Raw genomic sequence first — 20080 nt, 5'->3', positions numbered from 1 at the left:
ATGAACTGCTCAACGAGACGCTGTTTACTTCGCTGGCTCAGGCACGCGTCGCCATCGCCCTGTGGCGCGCCGACTACAACACCGCCCGGCCGCATTCCCAAATCGCCTGGCAGACACCGGCCGAGTTCGCCACCACCTTCAATCTGCGACGGTCGCTCGCGCTGCGCGATGCCAAAGGCTCCGCGCCAGCGCCCGTCGCTTCACCCGCCCAGCAGGGCACAACCCACGCCGGAAACGAACTCAAAACTGGATAGAAACTGGGGGCAACGTCAAGGGGGGCGAGCCGCTTCTGAACTTTGAGTTGATCCGTTACGTCGTAGGACGGGCGGAACAGGTAAATGCGTCGGAGCAAAGGGACCTGCAATTCGTAATCACGACAAACCTCGCTGTCGTCGATGATGCCATTCTCGAGTTCTGCCGCCTACACGACATTCTCATTTCAACGTCATTGGACGGACCCGCTGACCTTCACAACCCAAACCGTCCACGCCCGGGCAAGAACAGCTACGAGCTGGCTGTTGCCGGAATCGAGAAGGCGAGGAAGGTGCTGGGGAACGAACGGGTTAGCGCCCTCATGACCACGACCAAAACGAGCCTCTCTAGGGGCCGTGAGATCATAGACGAATACGTGCGGCTGCAGTTTCCGGGAATATTTCTTCGACCTTTGTCGCCATATGGTTTCGCGATCAAAACCAAGTCGTATGCGGCCTATGATGTCGACAGATGGCTGGATTTTTATTTCGACGGCCTGGAATACATAATCGACCTGAACCGGAGGGGCTTGCCGTTCAAGGAGCTATACGCGTCAACTATTCTGACGAAGATGCTCACCCCATTTGAGCCGGGGTATGTGGACTTGATGAGCCCAGCCGGAATCGGGATTTCGGCGGTCGTGTACAATTATGACGGCGATGTGTACGCCTCCGATGAAGCTCGAATGCTGGCTGAGATGGGCGATAAGACGTTCCGTATCGGCAACGTCCATCACAACAGTTACCATGAGATATTCGCGTCAGACGCCCTGCTGGACCCAATAGAGCAATCCTTCGCTGGCTCGGCCCCAATGTGCTCAGAGTGCGCTTTTGAACCTTACTGCGGGTCCGACCCTGTCTTTCACATGGCCACGCAGCGTGACTTCGTAGGGCTGAAGACGAGGTCAGCCTTTTGTCATCGAAACATGACGATTTTCAAGAGGCTCATCAGCCTAATGGAAGACAGCCCAATGATCCGCCAGTTGTTCTTACAGTGGGCCAACTAGGATGCTCCAGCTCAGCGGCTTCGCCAAGACGGACACCCCAGCAGCCGACCTTCGGCCCGTATTACTCCGGCTGATCGGCGCCCATCGGGCAGAGCGGCATGTTAATCCAGAGCATGACGCCTCCCTCTTCAGAGGCGGGAACCTAGCGGAAGGTTTCGAATGGGTTGTCACCTTTGAAGCTCACGAGGCGGAAGCTGCGCGCATTGCTGGTGACAAGCAACTTATCGTCCTGCCGGACCACTTTGGTTATCTTGGCGATGGAGATGTCATAAGGTTCGTTCCCGGCCGGAATGCGATCCGGGTGCTCTTTCGGGTAACGGCCAGTGCGAACTATTTTCTCCTAACGGAGCGCTGCAACCACTACTGCCTTATGTGCTCGCAGCCCCCGAAAGACATAGATGACAGTTGGCTCGCTGCAGAGATGCAAGAATTGCTTCCGCTTTTGCCGATCAGCACGCCGTTTATGGGTCTGACGGGAGGCGAACCTACTCTGCTTGGGCAAGATTTTTTTGAGCTTTTGTCCACAGCCAAAACGCTCCTACCAGACACGGCGGTCCACATTCTGTCCAACGGTCGAGCTTTCCAAGATTTCGAGTTTGCGTCGCGCTATGCAAGACTGAACCACAGACAGTTATCGCTAGGCATTCCTCTTTATTCGATTGATCCGGAAGTCCACGACTATGTTGTTCAATCCAAGGGCGCCTTTGACGAAACTGTTAAGGGCATTCTGAACCTGGGAGCACTTGGACAGAAGGTCGAAATACGTGTTGTTGTGCACAAGCAGACATATCAAGGGCTTCTAGAGCTCTCCGAGTTTATATTCAGAAATCTGACATTCGTTGACCACGTCACGTTCATGGGATTGGAGATTACCGGGTTCACCCGCGCAAACATGGACAAGCTCTGGATCGACCCTTTCGAGTATCGCGAGGAGCTTCGGTCGGCGGTTCAGTTCTTAGCGGCCGCCAAGATGAATGTGTCAGTGTACAATCACCAGTTATGCGTGATTGATCCGTCGATTCATCGGTATGCTAGGCAATCGATCAGCGACTGGAAGAATGAGTACCTAGACGAATGCTCAAACTGCAGCCGCCGTGCCGATTGTGGGGGGTTCTTCTCCTCAAGCAAGCTCGCGCATAGTGCTCACATTGTAGCGTTCCATTAGAGCTACTTGTGCCAGAACAGCTTGATCGCCGCGCCCGCTTCCCTACCGACCTAGATTTGTCTCCATACGTCAGAGGCTGCCTCCGGCGCTTACCAAACGTATCCGAGCTGGATGTGCTCGATATCCCCTCCGGATTTGGCAGGCATTCATTGTTCTTGGCCGCTCAAGGTAATCGGGTTGTGGCGGCGGATATAGACCAACACAGACTTGACCAGTCGATGGCAAGCTGGCGAGCCTTAGCGCGACGCCACGGGAATTTGCGGTCAGTTTTGGTCGACGCCGAACAGTCTTTGCCGTTCTCTAGGGAGGCGTTCGATCTCGTCCTGGTTGTCCACTACGTTTCTGATAGGATCATTGAGGCGGTCTGCCCTCTAATACGCGCCGGTGGGTTTCTCATATACGAGACGTTCGGTGCCCACGGTCTTAATAGAGGAACCCTCCCGACTGCGGGCCAAACAGCTAGTAGGGTTTCGGGATTTGAGGTGTTGGATTTGAGAGAGAGACCGGTTCGTACTGCAGCCGGAGAGATAGTTACAGTCAAGATGTTGGCGCGAAAAATGGGCAGTCTGATATGATAATCAGAAGGGGGGAGTCTCAACAGTGGCAGAAGAAGTCTATTCCAGGCACGGCAATGTAATAATTGGCCCATCCATGGCGCACTTTGGTTCGACCTCGTATCCTATCGCTAATATCGGCAGTGTCAGCATAAAGGATATCGGTCGGGGACCGGCAGGACCCCTCGGTGTGATAATGGCTATTGTCGGTCTTATTCTGTTGCTGCAGAGCAACGTATTCGTCGGATTGGTTCTGCTTGCACTGGGAGCGATACTCTTCATCAGAGCAAAACCAAAGGCTGCGCTGGTCCTCAAAACCTCTAGCGGCGATGTCCAGGCTATGGAAAGCACAGAGAAGCAGATTATCGCAGATACAAAGACCGCCATCGAAAGAGCTTTCATGAACCGGCGTTGACAATCCTGCTCCAATCCTCAGGGTCTGGCGGCGAAACATGCCGGTGTCATTGCGTGGTCCCGCGATGACAACCCGGCGCTAGGCGAATACGTGGGCCGACGACGCTCTTTGTTGGTGGCGACGTGCCGGATATGGAGTGACGGTCGGCCAGTACCCCTCTGGCTCCCTGCGTTCTCCCAAGGTGTAGAGAGCACAGAGACACAGGAGACCTTGAGCAGGGCAGGCTGCTTATGGCCTTGGTGCCTTGTTGATCAATTCGGATAGATCGGTGACCAGTTCGCGAAGGTGGTCTGGAAGGAAGGCAGGGGGCAGGTATCGACCATTTTTTGGGTCTTACCTGAACAGAGGTCGGACAAAAGATGACTGGTCGTCCAAGTGGCATTGCGGACCACCTCGAGCAATATCGGCAACCCATCGTCCGATCCGTAGGCTCGACAGCTTCTGAACAGTATCTTGCGACATTGGCCGATCGGACCTTCCTCAACCTTTGGTCTTACCCCAATCCGTACCGCGAACAGAAGCTTCTGGGAGGCTCAGATGGAAAAGAGCTATGTGACCTCCTTGTTGTTTGTGACCCTCACGTCATCGTCTTCAGCGAGAAGCACATTGGCTGGCCCGATAGGCCGATCGAAGTCGCGTGGCCAAGATGGTTTAAGAAAGCTGTCAGCGCTGCTGCAAAACAACTTCGCGGCGCCGAGCGTTGGATTGCAGAATTTCCTGACCGGATTTTCCTCGACCGAGCGTGTTCTGTTCCATTTCCACTCAAATTTCCTCCAGCCGAGCGCCGGAAAGTACATCGAGTAATTGTGGCGAATGGGGCTGCAAAGGCTTGCCGCGATCACTTCGGCGGAGGCATGGGCACCTTACTAATCAAGCCGGATGTGGTCGGGGACAACCATTGGGACGCAAAAGCCCCAAACCACATCCCATTTGCGATTGGAGACATTGAGCCAAATAGTGATTTTGTCCATGTCCTAGATGAAGCATCGCTAGATGTCCTAATGTCGGAACTCGACACGATCTCCGATTTCACTGACTACCTCGATAAACGCTCAATCTTTCTCAGATCGGGGCGATTGGCGGCAGCTCACGGAGAGGAAGACCTCCTCGCGTACTACGCAACGAACATCAACGAGAGCGGCGACCACGATTTCGTCCCTCCTGATGGTAAATCATGGGAAGAAGTCGAGGCTATAGCGCTAGGCCCTCGCTACGGGAGCTTTGTTCGGAACCCCCGGTACATTGCCAAGAAACGAGCTGATGAAGTTTCTTACGCTTGGGATAGGTTGATTGAGACATTCACGCAACACATGCTCAGCGGGACCTCGATTGTAGTCCCCGGACAAGTCTACTCGCTTACCAACAGCGAAATGGCCGTCAGGTACATGGCGCTAGAGAGCCGCTTCAAGCGACGCAGCCACAGCGAGGCCATCCTCGGAGCCCTGAAGAGAGGAGAGACGGAGCAGGTATTTTTTCGGGCCATGATCGCGCCTGCAGAGGCTAGGTATTGTGAAACCGGCTTTTTCTTCATGACCTTGAAGTTCATGACATGGATGGAGGCGGACGGAGGTTATGAAAAGTATCGAATATTCCGAACGTTCTACTTGAAAACTTATGCGCAGGCGCTGTTGGTGAAATTCCCGTATTTGAAACGGGTAGTAGGCATAGCGATGGAGCCGCCAAATCAGGGGCGGGGTGCGTCGGAAGACTGTATCTATGCGGCGCAAGCTGAATGGACTGATGCAGAGCTAGCTGAAATCAAAGACGACTGTGAGGGTCTCGGCATCATGAAGTCGCTCGTTCCACGGGAGTATGGCGGCGAAGAGTTTCCCCAAGTTGAGCGTGAAAGGCTCTCTCGACCTTTGAACGGGCTTGAGGGAAACCGGAAGGAGAGACGTGCAAGAGCGGCCGCCGCGAGGGCGCTGCGCAAGCGACCGTTGCAGAGGAATGTTCGGTAGGAATTTCTGAGCGGGGGATCGGATAACTGGCTCGCGGACCTCCCGTGGATAAAATCCCTTCGGCAACGAAGCCTCTCCGTTCCGGAATCTCCCAGATTAGGTCTCTTTTTTATCTTCCATTGTGTGAACAATGGGCATCGGCAATCAAGCCACTTTGTTTGGGAAGCCGAGACCATGACCAACTTTAAAATCATCTTTTTTGGGAAACAAGGCCAGATCATCGGGCAGCGCTACCGCCTGCAATGACCACTGGGATGCCTGCCAATGGGGGGAAGCACATGCCCTCGAAAGGGGACGACTTTCACGTCGAGGAAGATGATCTTCGGGAACGAACGGCAAGATCGGGACAGAAAGGATGACGAAATCATCCAGGAGGCGTTCCACGTTCTTAGAAGGCGAGCAGGGATGGTCAAGGTTCCTGACTAAGCTTCACCACCGGTGCCCACGCGTCGACCGTAACGAGAACGCATGGGCACCGGGCGAAACCCGCGCTCCCTTCCGCCGTCTCCAAACCGGATTTGAGATACGAAAGGAGGGCAGGTAGGGGAGCGAGGGTGTTGTACGTTATTCAGCCTTGGCGATCTCCAAAGCGGTCTTGAGTTCCGACAGATCGGTATCAACCAAGACGTCGGCAGTGCCCGTCACGTCCACCTCAGGACCACTCAGGGACGGAAAGAAGGACGCGAGTTCCGTCTGGGTCACCTTGGGTGCCCCTGCCGTCAAATCACGCTGCGGCTTGGTCTCAGCGGTATAGGGCAGGCCGGTCGCGGGATCATGAGTGCCCTTCTGAATACCAAGACGCACCTCTGCCCATTCCATGCGGCCAGCGCGGTCGGCAGCTGTGGCAATCTCGGCATGGCCTGGCCTGTCTGCGCCGTGGGAGCGCGTCTGAACGTCAACCTTGCGGATTGCCTCACGGACCAACTGGAGGGCCTCGCGTTCGTGCTTAAGCTGTCGCTCAAGTTCCTGGCGCTGGGCGAGCAGTGAAGCGTTCTCCTCGGTTAGCCGGGAGACCTCGGCGTTGAGCTTGCCGATCTCGGTTGAGTTGTCGATGGAATCGAGTTGAGCGAGGAGTTCCTCGCGGGTCATAGGTTTCTTTGCCATTGGTGGCTGTCCTTTGTCAGATGATTGAAGTGATAGCGATCACGCAGATCGAGGCGAGGTAGATGGTGATGGCGAGGTTCAACATGGGTCAGCCATCGACATCCGGCAGGGACTGCCACCAGAGGGAATAGGCGTTTGCCAATCGGGCAGGGTCCAGCCGACCAGTCACCACATCTGAGACGATGCGACGGGCCAAGCTGTCGTCGGTGCGGGATGCCGCATAGACTAGCGAGTTCCAGCGTTCTCCACCGATCTGTTCGGATGCAATGGGGGTCGCTTCCATCACTGTCGTTTCGAGCAGGTTGGTGGCTGTCACCTCGTCCAAGCCGGTGGCCTCAGCTAGACGGGCGAGCGTGTCGTGGAAGTCACCTGTTTCGACCATGGCATCTACGCCAGCCTCGAACGCCTCAGGCGTGAAGCATTCGGCAATTTCGTCCAGGGTTTCGGATAGGGCGAGTGTAGGGTCATTGGCGTCGACCTCAAGCTCTTGCTGGAGAGCCTCAAGTTCCTCGTCGGACATTTCGTCGGTATCAACGTGTTCAAGAGGATCGTCGCCAGCCGGGATTGCTCGGCGATCAAGCGCGACCTCGTTGGTTGCGTAGGCGGTCGAGGGGGCACTGGGGGTGCCCTGCGGTCCAGTCAAGCCAAGCTGTTCGGCAATGTCAGCATCGACATAGGTGTTGAGACCGGCGACAAACACCTTGCCATCAGGGGCGGGACCGGCAGCGGAGCCGCTGGCGTAGTTGGGGTTACTCGTGGGGGACCAGCCGGACCTGTCGTCCATGGGGTTGGGCATGCGCATCGTTTCGGCTGCGGTGTGGTCGTAGTAATTGGACATAGCGGGGTTTCCTAAAGGAGGTTAGCGGCCTTGACGGCCATTCGGGTGTAGTCGAGGAGGGTCATTGAATGACCGTCGTTGGTGGAGACGGTGGAGGACCAGAAGTCCTTGCCGTGTATCTGTTGGGCATGGCGCACGAAGTCGCGGCCAAGGTGCCGGTGGGTTGCCCCGGAGGCCTTCTTGACCAGCGAAGTGGTGCCGATGGTCTTGCGGAAGTCCCCCAAGAGGGCACCCGCGCGGGTCTCAAGGAACCGGTTGCGGTTCTCCCAGAGGCCCCCGGCCTGACCAGAATGGAAGTAGACATGCATCCACCCGATGAGAGCCAGGGCGTGAATGACCGCTTCGGTATAGGTGCGGTGGTCCTTGTGCTGCCAGTTGGCGAGGAGACCTTTGGCCTTGGCGACCTGGGGGAGCTTCTGGTGGAGGTCGGAAACCCCGAGACAGAAGGACGGCGGAAGGACCATGCGGCGCTCAAGGGCCTTGAGGTCCACCCGCACACGCGCGGCGAACTTGGGGTCCGTCTGCATGTAGAGGTCAATCGCCTTCTTGAAGATGGCCAGTTCGTTTCGGGAGGGAAGGCGGGCCAAGGGGTCCCCCCGAGAACTGGTGGCGTCCCGATGAGGTCCGCAGTAACGGGAGACCCCGGATCGTTTGCGGTCGCAACCGGGGCAGTCGCAAGGTTTGGTCTCGTTGCTGATTTGGCGGCAGCGAAGTTGCCGAGCGTTAAAAACAGATTGGGCACCCACGCGCCAATCGCGGGGGCGTCCCGAGGTGACGGGAGATGCCATCGGGTTCCTTGGGGTATGGAGAGCCTCCCCTTGAGGGAGGGGTATAGGAAGCTGCATCGAAGATTGAACTTCGAGCCGAGCTTGTGGGGAACTCAAGTTCAACCCGAGTTCACTGGTGCTGAACTCAGGGGTACTTAAGAGATAATCCCTAGTAGTAATCCTCGAGAGAGAACCTTGAGGAGTCTCTAGATAACTAAGGATAACTTAAGGGGTGCGCGCGTGTACGCGTATAGGGAGCCAAATCTCGTCTTCAAGCAGCGAGAACGATTTTTTGTCTTTCAGTAAGGGTCTCGCCACTAGACAGGGCCTCGAATGGACGGAACTTGATCCGCACCGCTGAGCGGTCCTGAGTGTCAATGACATCGTGGTCGGCCCAATAGGCCAGGGTTAGGTCTCGCTTCAAGACCGGGGTTCCTGCCCGTTCAACGTGGATACGGGTCTCGGGCGGGTAACCGAGGGTGTCCCTGAGGCTGCGGCAGAGGGGACCGAGCGGGTCCTTGTAGGTCCGACGACCGTAAGCCTTGTCGGATGTGTCGATGCGTGTGCCTGATGCCGGGTGGTGGGCGGCATAGGAACCGTTGAGTTCAATAGTGGTGGTGTGAAGGGACATGGAACGGCTTTCTTCCCGTGTGCGGTGGTGGCCACAACAGGGGTTGGATAGGTGTGGGTGGTGTAGGACAGCGGGCGTGGGTCGATGGCCCCTGAAACAGGGCCACCGCACACAGACGGAGCGAGCGTGAGCCGGTGGCGAGTAGCCTTCCTTTTCCTGTATGCGGTGGTGCCGTGGATGGGTGCCCGGGGGGTTGGGTGGTGCATGACAGCGGACCTACTGGCCAGTGTCGTGGAGACGGGGCACGGCACACAGGTTACGAGGGAGTTCAGACCGGCTTGCCGTCCTGGAAGACCCTGAGTTCATCGACCGAATAACGGCGGGTGAACCAGTCGGGCATAAGGTCTTGGGTGTCCTTGGGGCGATGGGTGCCAGCGGTTACCGTGTCGGTGATCTGGTCATAGTCCAGATAGATGGTGTCCGAAGGGAGCCACCCGAGGAGCCGGAAGGACCAGAGGGTCCCGAGGATTTCCTTGATCGCATCGACAGAGATGCGGTGGTTGCATCGTACCCTTTCCATGTCTTTGGCGGTGCAGCCTTCTGGAACCATTCCGCCGACGTGGGCGAGACGGCGGGCGGCACGGGTGATGCGGACGGGCAGGGGAGAATGGCGGCCCCAATGGCGTCCATGGGTTGGGAACGTGGCAGCTAGTGAGGGCTTGGCGGCAGTGACGCGCATGGCGTCAATGGTCGCGGCGATGTCCGCAGCGGCGGTATAGTTCATGGCTTCCTAGATGTTGTTGATGTGTAGCGCTGTGGCGCAAGATGTAGATGAGGTGCCCTCGGCGAACAGAAGGAACCACCAAGGCAAAAAGAGGGAACAGACCTGAGGACTCACTCCTGGGGTCGTTCATATGTTTTCTGTATGAGGGGGAAATCGCAGGTGATGCGAACAAGGCGTTCGTTTGTCATCTCGATACAGGCGCGACACCGGCTCGGAGCTTTACCTGTATCTGTACGGCCCTAATTGGCAGGAGCGCTGAGCTTTGCCTGTATCTATACGGGTGGGTAATCGTGTCGTGGGAAGAAACATGGGCGAGGCCGCCAAGGAGCTTGCCTTTGTCGGTATGGCAACCTTATTGGCGGCTTAGAACAAGGAAACAGACGTGGGGATGCGCCGTGCGGGCGTTCTCTTGTCTCAGTATGGGAACCCATTAGATATTGCTAATGCGGACGTTCGTATGTCTTGTAGAGGGGGCAAACCAGAGATCAGAAGCGAGCGGAGGAAAAGAAAATTCTTCGTTCTATGTCCACTATATGGCAACGCAATTATTTTATTCTAACGGACCCCACGTGGGGGTGTTGCGGGAATAATTTTCTCTTCAGCCATAATCAGCCCGGCTCTCCGCTGCCGTCGAAAACGAGGGCGTGAGTGTGACCACTCCGCATGGGTGACTGAGGCGCGCCTGAGGGTCTTGCTGTCGCTCTCAAGGCGTCTGTCCGATCTGCCAGACGAAGCTCAGGTTCCCTCACGGACTTCACCAAGTTTTTTGGAGCGCCTCGCGTTTCACCTTGAGCGCGTGTCCGGCACCGTAGTTGAAAGCGACCCCCTGTTCGGAATGGCCCATAATCTCCCGGGCCAAGCTCTCGGGACAGTGGGTATTGCGAAGCAGGTCCTTCATTCGGTGGCGTAGGCTGTGGATGGTCTTCTTCCTTTCAGGCACCACTGTACGGAGTCGTTTCATGAGTGCGGCGGATGCGGTCTCTGATTTCCTCGGACCCGCGTAACGGCTGAACAGGGGCGTCTCGGGAGCAAGGTCTCCAAATAAACATTTGAGGGCACCCAAGGCTTTGGGAGATAGTGGCACGGTGCGCTCTGAGTTCTTGGTCTTTAGCGTGTGGTCGCCGTATGGGCGGATGTGGATGCTTTCCGCGTTCTCGTCGACATCCATTCTCCTGAGGTTGCAGACCTCACCAAGGCGCGCGCCCGTGTCTCGAAGGGCAACCCAAATAGCTACCAGAGAGACGTCTCCCTTCTCCATCACTGGGGCGAGGGCGGTCATGTCGTCTTCTGACAAGGGGAGGCGGGCGTCTCTGCTATTGGCTGCGCCTTTGATCTCCAACTGGGAGAAGGGGTTCTTCATGTCGAGGTCGTGTTCCTTGATCATCTTGTTGATGGCAGGGCTAACGATCTCGATTGTTCGCTTCACTGACGGGGGCGCCATTTCAGCAGCCAGGGCGTCTCGGAACTTTCTGGCCTCAGAGCGCGACAGTTTCTCTAGCGGACGCTTGGTGACCTCGTGCTTGCCGATCACGACTTTCAGGCGTTCCTTCACCTTGTTGACCCTGTTGGTGAGCGCCAAATCCCTTGCGCGAACTCCTGTGGACTTCATGCTTAGATAATGGTCGAGAGCGCTGGAGACGGTATAGGTTTCCTTGGGTAGCTGCTTCCGGCCAATGGCCCGAATGGCCTCAACGGAAAATGCGGGGCCTTTGCCGCGATCTTCGGCTTCTTCGTATTCGCGTATCAACTCGTCCTGAAAGAGGCTGAGGCCCTCGTCCAAGCGTGAGTCGGGTTCTACGCCGTGTCCGGCTATTGTGGCGATGTCCTTCTCGGTAAAGCCCATTTGCCGCATTCTGCGGATGACTAAAGCCCGTTCGCCGACGTCTGCTGGTGCTAAGACTTTGGCCGACTTGAGAAGCCTTTCGGTTTCCCTTTCGACCTGGGCGTAAAGCCTCAAGGCTTGGGTGCGGTCCTTACCGAGGGACTTTTTGATTTCGCGTTTGCCAACGACTTCCCTCAGGGCTTCGGGCACTACGAAGCGATACTGATAGTGACCGGATTGGGAAACTTTGAGATGCGGCGTTGACAAGGCGGGCTCCCGTGATTGGCGGGCGCTTTGTACCAGAGTTTGTACCGCTAAGTCAACGGATACGCGCAAGAATGGCGCATTTGCGGGCTTCTAGGTGGAGAAAATGGTGCGGATGAAGGGACTCGAACCCCCACGCCTTTCGGCACTGGAACCTAAATCTGTTCCGCTAGCGGAGCTGGTGCGGGTAGAGGGACTCGAACCCCCAAGCTTTTCAAGCACTTGGACCTAAACCAAGCGTGTCTACCAATTCCACCATACCCGCTGAAATTGTCACTTTGTCACCGTTTGTCACGGCGTTTGTCACAAGTCAACGCGGCGCATCCTGGGGGTTTCCGGCTCTTTGAGGTGCCTCAGGAGTAACTGTGCGGTCAAATGGAGCCCGATGGCGAACGCGGCCCCAATCGCCCACGGAATGAAGAACGCAAGGTAGGACTTGGCGCTGAGGCTAACCATCGGGATAATGATTCCGGTCGCGAAGGATGCGACGGCCAGATTGTTGAAGAACACTGCGCCGAGTTTGACCTGCTCGTTGTAAACAAGGTTGGTCACCGGTTTCTTCTCTGGTTTATACATCGGACACCACCTTAAGCTGTGGCTTGGTCACGTCAAGGATGTCCCCGAGAATGTCGCCGGCAAGATCCAGATCGCCGGTCGCCAGCTTGGCGTATTTCAGCGTGGTCTCGATGCGCTTGTGCCCGAGCCACGTCTGGATGCGCTTGAGGTCGACCCCGTTCTGGACCAACCAGCTCGCACAGGTGTGGCGAAGCGTGTGGACCACGACATCGTCCCACCCGAGGGTCTTCTGCATCTCGTCCCACAGGTCACGCAGATGGCGAGCCTTACCGTCCGAGCCCTTCATGTGCTGGAACGGCCCTCTGCTGTCGGGATAGGCGCGCTGCATGGCGAGGACCGCTTCCTTGGCAGCCTTCGACATCGGCAGGGTCCGTGGCTTGGACTTCTTGTCGCCGCCGAGGAAGAGGACGGTGTTGAAGCCCGGCCCGAAGGCGTTCCAGCGGAGGTCCATGATGGCCCCGACGCGCGCCCCGGTGTGGAGGGCGAAGACGGTGAAGGCGTGGGCGTCAGGCTGGTGCCAGTCGCGCCACAGCTTCAGGAGCTTCTGAGCCTCGTCCTTGGTCAGGAACCGCAGGCGCTCGTTGTCCTCTCGATAGAGGGGCACCTTCGGGACGCGAGGGATCACCCCACGCTCGACCGCGAAGCGCAGCATCTTGGACAGGGCGGCGAGCTTGCGGTCAGCGGTGGCGAAGGATCGCCCGCTCTCGACGACGTGCCGAGCCAGCCGCTTCATCTCGTCCTGGGTGAGGTCTTGGACCGGCGTGTTGCGCCCAAAGAACTCCACGACCTCGCGCCCGTTGGCGATGGCCGTCTGCGGGGCCTTGATCTTCGGGTTGTTCTCCCAATGGTCGGTCTTCACGTAGTCGAACAGCGCCCCGAGCGTGTGTAGGGAGGAGCCGGTCTCGGTGCGACCGTTCTTGGGGGCCGGGACAGGAGAGCCACGCACGAGGGCCGCGCGCGTCTCCAGCTCGTATGCTTCGGCCTCAACCTCGCTGTCGAAGGTCTCACGGTAGCGGGTTCCCGCGACCATGAAGTCGGCCATGTAGGTGTCGCCGCGTTTCCTGACGGACATGATTAGCTCCCCAAGAGTTGGATCAGGGTGTTGTAGACCCGAAGACCCCGCTGCGTCGGCTTGACGCGCTTGAAGCGGCGATCCAGAGGGTCCTCGTAGGTCTCGATTAGGCCGTGACCGTCGACCAGCTCGGGCTTGCCGGCAACCATGACCTTTCGCTTCTCGCTAAGCGCCTCAATGTTGCGCGAGATAGGCCCACCGTCGCCGAGCCCGGCGCGCTGAGCGTATTCCTTGATGGTCAGCTCCGGCTGCGCAACGATGTGCAGGAACAGGCTGATCTGTTGGGCCTGCATCTCGGCGTTCAGCTTCCTGAACTCGTCAATGAAGGCGATGAATTTACGGGCGGTCTTGTTCTCGACCCCGCGCGTGCCAGCGTTCATGGTGGTAACTCCTTCCCAGTGATAGGTACGAGGTAGTTGTTATTCCAGTCCCGCATCTACTGCAATAGCGGAGGTTCCCTCATAGACCTCCGCCACAGTTCCCCCTGTTATCCCCCGCCTGTGTTACCGGATACGCTCTTGGAGAAGCGACACCGGATAGGCGTTCAGTTCGTTGATGCCGATCTCAACGAGAGGTTCCGGCGCGGGGACCTTGATGATCCCGATCCCCCGCCGACTGGCCTGATGCGTGAGCCAGTGTCCGTCCCGAAGGGTTCCAGTGATGGGGTCGTCCATCAACTCGAACGCGCCGGGCATGTTCTTCGAGAAGTAGCCGAGAACCGTGTCGTACCCATCGGGAACGTCAGGGCTCTGGTAGGGGTTGTTGGGGGTTGCCGCGCTTCCCCCTTGCGCGACCCCTCCCGCACTCTCCAAAGCGATGGCAATACGGGTCAGTCTATCGAGGAGGACCTCGATCTGGTGTTCTTGCATAATGGTAGTTCCCTGAGTTGGCCGTTATCCCGTGGGTGGGCCGGCTACAATCGATTTATCGACGGTCACATTTTGTGTCTATCCGTTAACGTGTCCATTTTGGACAGGTTAGCTGATGCTTGAAGAACGAGCTGCTCCAGCCTCTTGTAGAAGCCCTTTGTCAGCGGGCGATCAGCACCAATGAGGATCGGCAGCGCGCGGCGCCCGGTATTCACGACCGTGATCCTACCTAGCTCCTCCAGAGCCTTGATGTGGCGGATCACAGTCGTCCGTGGCATGATAGTTCCCGAGGCGTATCGCCATCAGGACCAGATGTAGGTCCCGGTTCTCACCAAGAGCGACCATCTCTGCGCAGATGCCGAGGACCAACTCGATCACGGCAGTGCGTCTCGCTCTTTCCTTTGCAGGCACGTTCGGCATGGGTTCCCTTCCTGGCCCCGCGAACGGGTCACGTAAGGGCACCAGAGCGGGAGTGCGAGAGTGCATTAGTAGCAACTCACACTCCCCGGCCAAGGTTCACGCAGCCTGCAAATGGTAGCGGGCGTACTTCTGGCCAGTCGGGTCGACCTTTAACTCGGTGATGATCCGGTGCCCGAGGCGCTTCAGTTCGAGCATGCGGGCCGGCAACTGGCGACAGCGCAGGACACCCTGAGCTTCGAGCGGGGTGATCGCACCTTTGCGACGCAGAAGGTCGAGGACCGACTTGGTCATCGGTGCCGTGGGCTCTTTGGCGTCGATCACCTCGAACTCGTCGGGGTAGAGTATGCCGGTGTTGCCTGTCGTGGCGCTGACCGCTTCGACCAGCCCGTGAAGGTCCGGCTCGGTGATGGTCACGGTGTTGCCCGTGGCGAAGCCATCGGTATGGGCAGCCCACGCCTGTTCGATGATGCGGATGCGCTGGCCTTTGAAAAATTCTTTCTTGAGCATGTCAGTTGCCTTTGAGAGTTGCTGAGAGTTTTGACCCGGGCGGACCACCCGAACCGGGACTACGAAATGCAAGAAGTGTGCCATCAGTTGACTGCGAAGCGGGAGCCGACCACCTCCCAATACTGGCCGCAGCGGGAGCGGCGCTTGGCCAGCCGGGTGCCGAAGATCGAGGGGCGGTACTTGTCGCTGTAGTCCCGCATGAAGGTGGTGGCCTTCCCCTCGGTCAGGAAGAGTTCGTTGACGTGGTGCATGGTGATCTCCTGTTCTTGCTCCGTTCACGTCGAGGCACTATTTGTCCTGGCATGAGCGAGATCGAGTTGAAGTTGAGGTGGAAGCGGACGTGGGATGACCGTCCCGACGACTTCTCGGCCTTTGCCGAGGAGCAGGGAGTGGGTCGCATCTACAAAATGGCTGGTGGCCCTCAGGGTCACCGCTGGTATTGGACAATGAATGCCATGATCGGGCACACCGGCTTCAGCCACGCAGGGTTCGAGGACACCCCGCGCGAGGCCGCGAGGGAAGTCGAGGAAATCTGGTTCACAAGAGGGGTGGCAGTTCTGGCCCGGAAGGTGGCTGCATTTCACGCGCCCAAGGGCGATTAATCCACAAGGGTTGCGCGGACGTGCTAGCGTGCGATTCTAATTAGGATTGGCAGCGATGAAACTGGAACGTGGGACTGTAACCGAAATATCATTCACGCCAGATAGGGATTGCCTATTCGGTCGAGTTGAACTTCAGTTTGATGCCCCTGAATTGGGCGAAGATTTCGGACACGTTATTGTTGCGCGTGTTCGCATCAAAGCCAAAGAAGCTCAGAGTCTAGTAGAAGCTGAGGCCGCTATCCTTGACGCAGCACAAAAGGTTTTGGCTCGCTCCGTCGAAGCCCTCGTCGGCGCAACTCCCCAATCCCTACACGAGTTGAGTGTAGCGTCTGAGCGTGAAAAGGCTCAGGCGATCCAGAGGGAGATGGACCAAAACCTAAACATTGCGTTTGCATCTACAAACTGAGCGAGGGTCACGCTTCCATCCTCCACTCAGTGATGCGGACGGGATTGTCACGAACCTCGACCTTGCCCCGGCGACCGGCCAGAAGCCGCGCCACGGTGACCGCAGCGGTGCGCTTCATGTGGAACCCGAGAGTCGTGCGGGCACCATCCAGATGCTCGGTGAACAGCAGCCATTTGTTGCCCCGGTCGGTGTATTGATCGAGGCGCTGGACGACGAACTTGGTCATTGGTCAGCACTCCCCGGCTGTTTTGAGGGTGGCGAGATCGAGGGTGGCGATGGGCTTGGCAGCGGAGTGCCGGAAGGCGATTTGCCAGTTGCCCGCGACGACGTGTTGAGGGTCCACCTCGTAGACCCGGAGGACGGCGCTGCCGCCTTCCTGCATGGCTTGCCGGCCAGCCTTGGACTTGAACCAGCGAACCAGTTGCGTCTTGGACCGGAAGCCGAAATAGAAGTCGCCGTAGGACGCGCGGCACTCGTTGAAGAGCGCATATAGCGCGGTGCCGTGTTCGCCGTAGCTGCGCGGCCCGGGCGGATCATAGGCACTGTGGTCGCCATTGACGCGCGGATGGCCGTCATAGCGAAAGACCGCGCCAGTCTGCCAAGGCCCCCCGCTGGCGTCGTTAGGGTGTTCGATGCGGTAGACGTTCATGACGGGCTCCGCAGGGTTGCGATGAAGAACACGGCGCAGGCGGTGATCAGGGCCGACCACAGGACAGCGGCGACAAGCGTTTCAGTTGGCATTGGAGGGTCCTTTGAGATTGACCCGAGCGACACCGGCCAGCACTGGAGGGGCCGACCGATGCGCTCAGGGAACTGGTACCTTGTGGGAGGCGTTAGCCCACGACGAAGCCCGAGGTGTCGCGCTTGGCGGGACCCTTGGCGTAGAGCCCCACGATGACCCCGCGAGGATCGCTGAAGCGCATGTCGGTTTCGTCGCCGTCGATGACTTCACGCGACCAGCCGCCAGTATAGTCACGGCTTGCCATGCGGGCATTGCGCAGCGCCTTGGTGCGGAACACGATGGCGACATTCATGCCGGTCTCGCTGGCAGTCTTGGTGACCGCGTTGGCATAGGCCGGATTGGCCTCGCTATAGGACAGGGTCAGCGCGTAGTTAGCCGGCAGCGCCCGGTAAGCCCGCTTGGTGATCTTGGTGTAATCGTAGAATTGCACCTCAGGGAACGCATGGAAGATCGACGCGAAGTGCGCCTCGCGTTCCTGTTGGGGATGCTTAAGCTTGATGTAGCGAACGCAAGGGTGCGCTACTTCCCATTGAATGTCGCTGGTACCATTCAGCCGCACCGCGGGCTTGACGCCTTTGCGCTCGCAGTAGCGAACAAAGGCTTCAATGTCCTTGACCAGTTCGGCCATGAACGCGGCACGGTCGCTGAAATAGCGCCGCGTCTTGGCGATCCGAGCGTTGACGATGGAATTGAAGATTGCCGCGCGGCCAGCCTTTGACAGACAGCCCATTTCGCAGCCAGCTTGACCAGCCATTGGGCAGACATTGCCCATGCCCGATTGTGCAGCCGGTGCAAGGTACATGATGGCCGTTTCGTACTCGCCGGCCTTATCGCCCTTGATCGTCTTGGCGTTGCCGCCAGAGCGAATGAGTGATCCACGATACATGATGGAACCCCTTGATTTGTGTGAGCTTGTCAATCCCCTACGTTGCCGTATCTAGTACCTTAGAGGATGGACAAGATCACACTTGTCACGCTGCCCGGTTCAACCTTGCGGTCTTGCCACTGCGTTGATTGCGGTCCACCTAGCTCTTCAGCTTTCGCTCTAGGCTCTTATCTCGCAACCATCCCGGTTAAGCGTTGTCTCCCGGTTCCGCACCAGTCTGACCTTTGGTTCCGCTGTACGGTTAGGGCTCGGAAGCCCACCCCTGCGCCGAGGGTTTGTCCCCGGTCTCGAACCGTCTGGCGAAGCCGTCTTGTTCGATGACCCTTTGTCTCACAAACGTATTAGATACGCAAACGGAGTTAATGAAAAAAACGACAGATAGGGCTCACTTTTGAGCTAAGACATTGAAATCACTGTGAAAGAAAGTTTGAAAATAATCCTCTGAATGCCGGAAATGGCCGATTAGGTCCGCTTGTGGACGCTTTGCGCGCCCCTATCGTGACCTATTGCGCGCCCCTGCCGATCACCTAGCGCGCGCCATGCGAGCTATGCCATAACCTACAATGACCGCTGCAAAAACACGTGAATATGGAGTCTACCTATGATTTTTCCCGACAGAGGATCATGAATGTTCCGCGTGGGTTCTCGCTGAGGTGGGAGGCCTTGTATGAACGTTTGGACGAACTGCCGACTCATCAAAGTGACTGCCAATGAGCTTGTTCAAGAGCTGATTTTACAAGCCCGGCGCGGCCAAATCATCATCATCTCCGTCAAAGAGACTATCGCAGCAGTGCGCCGAGACGGCCCGCATCTCGCGGAAAGTGACTGCGAGCTGGTGGAGCTTATCGTCAATGTTGCCCCAGCCTTTGGCATGTTCGTCGCGTTCGACCTTCGCGAATAGCCGCATGGCTCTCAACTGGTTGAACCCGCCCAGTCTACGTCAGAACCAAACATTCCCGACCCGGCTTGGCGCAGAGACAGTCCTGCTCTAAATTTCACCCATGGTAATCCTTTGGTTCTCACCTCCTGTGTACGTTAAGACGGAAACTAAAGGCTTCCGCTACGGGGTCCACCACGTTGAGGCTGCGGCTGAGGAACTCATCTTGTGGACTAGGCGTGGGCCCAGGTGGGAAGAGGCAATGCGCGTTTGTGTGGATGCCATCAGCGGAAGGGTATCCCCACAGCAGGCCCGTGATGCGTTCGAGGAGGCTGCCAAGGAGGAGGATATGCTCTTTTGCTGATTGGGAGTTCTATCTCTCGCCATTGGTTCTCCCCTCCGGTCTACGTCAGGACCGACCAGCCAGGTGTCCGCGTCGGGGTCAGCCACGTCGAGGGTGCGGCCGAGGAACTCATGAAGTGGACTAACCGGGGTCCTCGGTGGGACCTTGCGGTGCGTATCTGCACGGCCGCACTGGCCGATAAGGTGTCACCTCAAGTGGCTGGTAAGGCATTCCTGGCTGCTGCAAAAGAGGAGGGGACATTACTCCCCCCATATGACAACCAGCTAACTTGAACTGCGGTAAAGGTTCTCTGACCAACACCGCCTTCGCGAAAGGAGCCCGCCGCCCGTGAGAAAGGCGACGGACCCCCACAGCGGCTGCACATCCAAGAAGAACCGCTGCGAGTTCCAAACCCGCGAGGGCCTACATCGTTCCCTACAACCTGCGTTGGTCGGCAGGCCTGTGCTGCTCTACATTTCCCCCATGGCAACCCATTGGTTCTCCCCTCCGGTCCCTGTGAGGACTGAGCGCGCCGGTCTGACCCGGAACGTGAATAACGTCGAGGCAGCCGGCCAGGAGCTGATGAAGTGGACCAAGCGTGGCCCCAAATGGAACCAAGCGGTGCGCGTCTGCATCGCCTGCATTGCCGACCAGATGGAACCTGAGGAGGCACGGAAGGCATTCCTGGCTGCTGCCGAGGAGGAGGGGATGCTGCGCTCCTCTGAATAGTTCTGCATTCCGCTTGCCACCACCCCCCACGTCTGATTACTACCTTTGATTGTTTTCAAACCTCGGGAGGGAATAAAATGACTATGTTTCCGCAGACCATGATCGATACCGCACGGGCTGGCGGCGGCCTGGATATAGACCTGTCCAAGCAGGTCATGTTCCCCCAGACGATGATCGACGTTGCAGCCGCTGCGGCTGCGAGTGGCAAGAAACCCACCATCACCTTCCGCAACTGTAAGAGCGTCTTCCCACAGACGAGGATCGACGTCGCGCGAGCCGGGCAAGGCTGTGTCGTGTTCGTAGACTAGCACTTTGGGTAGCCTGTCTGATTAGGCCGCCTTCCGCTTCTGCGCTTCTAGCTCTGTTCCGCCTTGGTGGATGGGTAGGTAGGGTCTCCTGGGTCCCTGTGCCCCCTCGGCTACACCAGTGGAGAACTGCTGGGGTAACTGAGGGGGTAGCCTTGACGGAAGGCTCTCAGGTAGGACCCTAACGTACCCCTTAGGTTCCCTCCCAGGTGTCACCCTAAGGTACACTCTAAGGGGAACCCTCGG

The 20080-nt window shown here is 57.8% G+C and carries 30 protein-coding genes and 1 tRNA gene; 14 read left to right on the top strand and 17 right to left on the bottom strand.

The window, feature by feature from the left end:
• The 7 genes from NKI97_RS15540 to NKI97_RS15510 form a co-directional block, all read left to right on the top strand.
• Nucleotides 1-254, top strand: a 254-nt coding sequence (locus NKI97_RS15540; RefSeq protein WP_352835122.1) for an integrase core domain-containing protein, incomplete at its 5' end; no start/stop codon positions are given.
• Nucleotides 251-1258, top strand: coding sequence for a His-Xaa-Ser system radical SAM maturase HxsB (gene hxsB / locus NKI97_RS15535; protein WP_352835137.1), 1008 nt, complete (start codon nt 251-253; stop codon nt 1256-1258). The genes NKI97_RS15540 and hxsB, both read left to right, overlap by 4 nt.
• A 1-nt stretch (nt 1259) precedes the next feature.
• Nucleotides 1260-2423, top strand: a complete 1164-nt coding sequence (gene hxsC / locus NKI97_RS15530; RefSeq protein ID WP_352835119.1) for a His-Xaa-Ser system radical SAM maturase HxsC — start codon at nt 1260-1262, stop codon at nt 2421-2423.
• Between the two features lie 8 nt (nt 2424-2431).
• Nucleotides 2432-2998, top strand: a complete 567-nt coding sequence (locus tag NKI97_RS15525; protein ID WP_352835116.1) for a class I SAM-dependent methyltransferase — start codon at nt 2432-2434, stop codon at nt 2996-2998.
• A gap of 25 nt (nt 2999-3023) precedes the next feature.
• Nucleotides 3024-3392 (top strand): DUF6232 family protein, encoded by a 369-nt coding sequence (locus tag NKI97_RS15520; protein ID WP_352835113.1) that lies wholly within the window; start codon nt 3024-3026, stop codon nt 3390-3392.
• A gap of 537 nt (nt 3393-3929) precedes the next feature.
• On the top strand, nt 3930-4196 hold the full coding sequence (locus NKI97_RS15515) for a hypothetical protein (protein ID WP_352835110.1): 267 nt from the start codon (nt 3930-3932) through the stop codon (nt 4194-4196).
• Nucleotides 4197-4393: 197 nt separating this feature from the next.
• On the top strand, nt 4394-5350 hold the full coding sequence (locus NKI97_RS15510) for a hypothetical protein (RefSeq protein ID WP_352835108.1): 957 nt from the start codon (nt 4394-4396) through the stop codon (nt 5348-5350).
• A 564-nt stretch (nt 5351-5914) separates the two neighbouring features.
• On the opposite strand, the gene NKI97_RS15505 is transcribed toward NKI97_RS15510, so the two are convergent.
• The 14 genes from NKI97_RS15505 to NKI97_RS15440 all read right to left on the bottom strand — a co-directional run bounded on the left by NKI97_RS15505 (nt 5915) and on the right by NKI97_RS15440 (nt 15195).
• Complete coding sequence (locus tag NKI97_RS15505; protein ID WP_352835105.1) at nt 5915-6439, bottom strand: cell division protein ZapB; 525 nt, start codon at nt 6437-6439, stop codon at nt 5915-5917.
• Between the two features lie 103 nt (nt 6440-6542).
• Nucleotides 6543-7292, bottom strand: a complete 750-nt coding sequence (locus NKI97_RS15500) for a hypothetical protein (protein WP_352835103.1) — start codon at nt 7290-7292, stop codon at nt 6543-6545.
• Nucleotides 7293-7303: 11 nt separating this feature from the next.
• On the bottom strand, nt 7304-7879 hold the full coding sequence (locus tag NKI97_RS15495; RefSeq protein WP_352835100.1) for a hypothetical protein: 576 nt from the start codon (nt 7877-7879) through the stop codon (nt 7304-7306).
• 451 nt (nt 7880-8330) lie between these two features.
• Nucleotides 8331-8690 carry a hypothetical protein gene (locus tag NKI97_RS15490; protein ID WP_352835097.1) on the bottom strand — a complete coding sequence of 120 codons (360 nt, stop codon included), beginning with the start codon at nt 8688-8690 and terminating at the stop codon, nt 8331-8333.
• A 268-nt stretch (nt 8691-8958) separates the two neighbouring features.
• Complete coding sequence (locus tag NKI97_RS15485) at nt 8959-9414, bottom strand: hypothetical protein (protein ID WP_352835094.1); 456 nt, start codon at nt 9412-9414, stop codon at nt 8959-8961.
• A gap of 754 nt (nt 9415-10168) precedes the next feature.
• Nucleotides 10169-11503 carry a tyrosine-type recombinase/integrase gene (locus NKI97_RS15480; RefSeq protein WP_352835092.1) on the bottom strand — a complete coding sequence of 445 codons (1335 nt, stop codon included), beginning with the start codon at nt 11501-11503 and terminating at the stop codon, nt 10169-10171.
• Between the two features lie 176 nt (nt 11504-11679).
• Nucleotides 11680-11765: transfer RNA gene (locus NKI97_RS15475), tRNA-Leu, on the bottom strand.
• A 38-nt stretch (nt 11766-11803) separates the two neighbouring features.
• Nucleotides 11804-12076 (bottom strand): hypothetical protein, encoded by a 273-nt coding sequence (locus NKI97_RS15470; protein WP_352835089.1) that lies wholly within the window; start codon nt 12074-12076, stop codon nt 11804-11806.
• Nucleotides 12069-13148, bottom strand: coding sequence for a tyrosine-type recombinase/integrase (locus NKI97_RS15465; RefSeq protein WP_352835086.1), 1080 nt, complete (start codon nt 13146-13148; stop codon nt 12069-12071). Before NKI97_RS15465 ends, NKI97_RS15470 begins: the two co-directional genes overlap by 8 nt.
• 2 nt (nt 13149-13150) lie before the next feature.
• Nucleotides 13151-13528: a winged helix DNA-binding protein gene (locus NKI97_RS15460; RefSeq protein ID WP_352775833.1), complete on the bottom strand. Its 378-nt coding sequence runs from the start codon at nt 13526-13528 to the stop codon at nt 13151-13153.
• A 123-nt stretch (nt 13529-13651) separates the two neighbouring features.
• The gene (locus tag NKI97_RS15455; RefSeq protein ID WP_352835083.1) at nt 13652-14017 is read right to left on the bottom strand and encodes a hypothetical protein; all 366 of its coding nucleotides are present in this window, start codon (nt 14015-14017) and stop codon (nt 13652-13654) included.
• Between the two features lie 65 nt (nt 14018-14082).
• Nucleotides 14083-14295, bottom strand: coding sequence for a hypothetical protein (locus tag NKI97_RS15450; protein WP_352835080.1), 213 nt, complete (start codon nt 14293-14295; stop codon nt 14083-14085).
• Nucleotides 14296-14533: 238 nt separating this feature from the next.
• Nucleotides 14534-14944, bottom strand: coding sequence for a helix-turn-helix domain-containing protein (locus tag NKI97_RS15445; protein WP_352835077.1), 411 nt, complete (start codon nt 14942-14944; stop codon nt 14534-14536).
• 83 nt (nt 14945-15027) lie between these two features.
• Nucleotides 15028-15195: a hypothetical protein gene (locus NKI97_RS15440; RefSeq protein WP_352835074.1), complete on the bottom strand. Its 168-nt coding sequence runs from the start codon at nt 15193-15195 to the stop codon at nt 15028-15030.
• A 51-nt stretch (nt 15196-15246) separates the two neighbouring features.
• Between NKI97_RS15440 and NKI97_RS15435 the strand changes: the two genes are divergently transcribed.
• Together NKI97_RS15435 and NKI97_RS15430 are read left to right on the top strand one after the other, a co-directional pair.
• Entirely contained in the window at nt 15247-15546 is a 300-nt protein-coding gene (locus NKI97_RS15435; protein ID WP_352835071.1) for a hypothetical protein, read from the top strand.
• Between the two features lie 55 nt (nt 15547-15601).
• Complete coding sequence (locus NKI97_RS15430; RefSeq protein ID WP_352835069.1) at nt 15602-15952, top strand: hypothetical protein; 351 nt, start codon at nt 15602-15604, stop codon at nt 15950-15952.
• A gap of 7 nt (nt 15953-15959) precedes the next feature.
• Here NKI97_RS15430 and NKI97_RS15425 read toward each other — a convergent pair whose 3' ends face one another.
• From NKI97_RS15425 to NKI97_RS15415, 3 genes are all read right to left on the bottom strand, one after another.
• A complete protein-coding gene (locus tag NKI97_RS15425; protein ID WP_352835066.1) occupies nt 15960-16178 on the bottom strand; it encodes a hypothetical protein in 219 nt (72 codons plus the stop codon).
• A 3-nt stretch (nt 16179-16181) separates the two neighbouring features.
• Nucleotides 16182-16601 (bottom strand): hypothetical protein, encoded by a 420-nt coding sequence (locus NKI97_RS15420; protein WP_352835063.1) that lies wholly within the window; start codon nt 16599-16601, stop codon nt 16182-16184.
• A gap of 184 nt (nt 16602-16785) precedes the next feature.
• The gene (locus NKI97_RS15415) at nt 16786-17580 is read right to left on the bottom strand and encodes a GP88 family protein (RefSeq protein ID WP_352835061.1); all 795 of its coding nucleotides are present in this window, start codon (nt 17578-17580) and stop codon (nt 16786-16788) included.
• A 667-nt stretch (nt 17581-18247) separates the two neighbouring features.
• Here NKI97_RS15415 and NKI97_RS15410 point away from each other — a divergent pair.
• The 5 genes from NKI97_RS15410 to NKI97_RS15390 all read left to right on the top strand — a co-directional run bounded on the left by NKI97_RS15410 (nt 18248) and on the right by NKI97_RS15390 (nt 19837).
• Nucleotides 18248-18481, top strand: coding sequence for a hypothetical protein (locus tag NKI97_RS15410; protein ID WP_352835058.1), 234 nt, complete (start codon nt 18248-18250; stop codon nt 18479-18481).
• A 100-nt stretch (nt 18482-18581) separates the two neighbouring features.
• Nucleotides 18582-18821: a DUF982 domain-containing protein gene (locus tag NKI97_RS15405; RefSeq protein ID WP_352835056.1), complete on the top strand. Its 240-nt coding sequence runs from the start codon at nt 18582-18584 to the stop codon at nt 18819-18821.
• Entirely contained in the window at nt 18815-19093 is a 279-nt protein-coding gene (locus tag NKI97_RS15400) for a DUF982 domain-containing protein (protein WP_352835053.1), read from the top strand. Before NKI97_RS15405 ends, NKI97_RS15400 begins: the two co-directional genes overlap by 7 nt.
• A gap of 190 nt (nt 19094-19283) precedes the next feature.
• A complete protein-coding gene (locus tag NKI97_RS15395) occupies nt 19284-19529 on the top strand; it encodes a DUF982 domain-containing protein (protein ID WP_352835134.1) in 246 nt (81 codons plus the stop codon).
• A 77-nt stretch (nt 19530-19606) separates the two neighbouring features.
• Complete coding sequence (locus NKI97_RS15390) at nt 19607-19837, top strand: hypothetical protein (RefSeq protein WP_352835050.1); 231 nt, start codon at nt 19607-19609, stop codon at nt 19835-19837.
• Nucleotides 19838-20080 lie beyond the last annotated feature (243 nt).

This window comes from Mesorhizobium sp. M0296, assembly GCF_040321675.1.
Lineage (GTDB): Bacteria > Pseudomonadota > Alphaproteobacteria > Rhizobiales > Rhizobiaceae > Mesorhizobium.
Note: the sequence above shows the minus strand (reverse complement) of the source record. Positions and strands in the feature narration are given on the sequence as shown.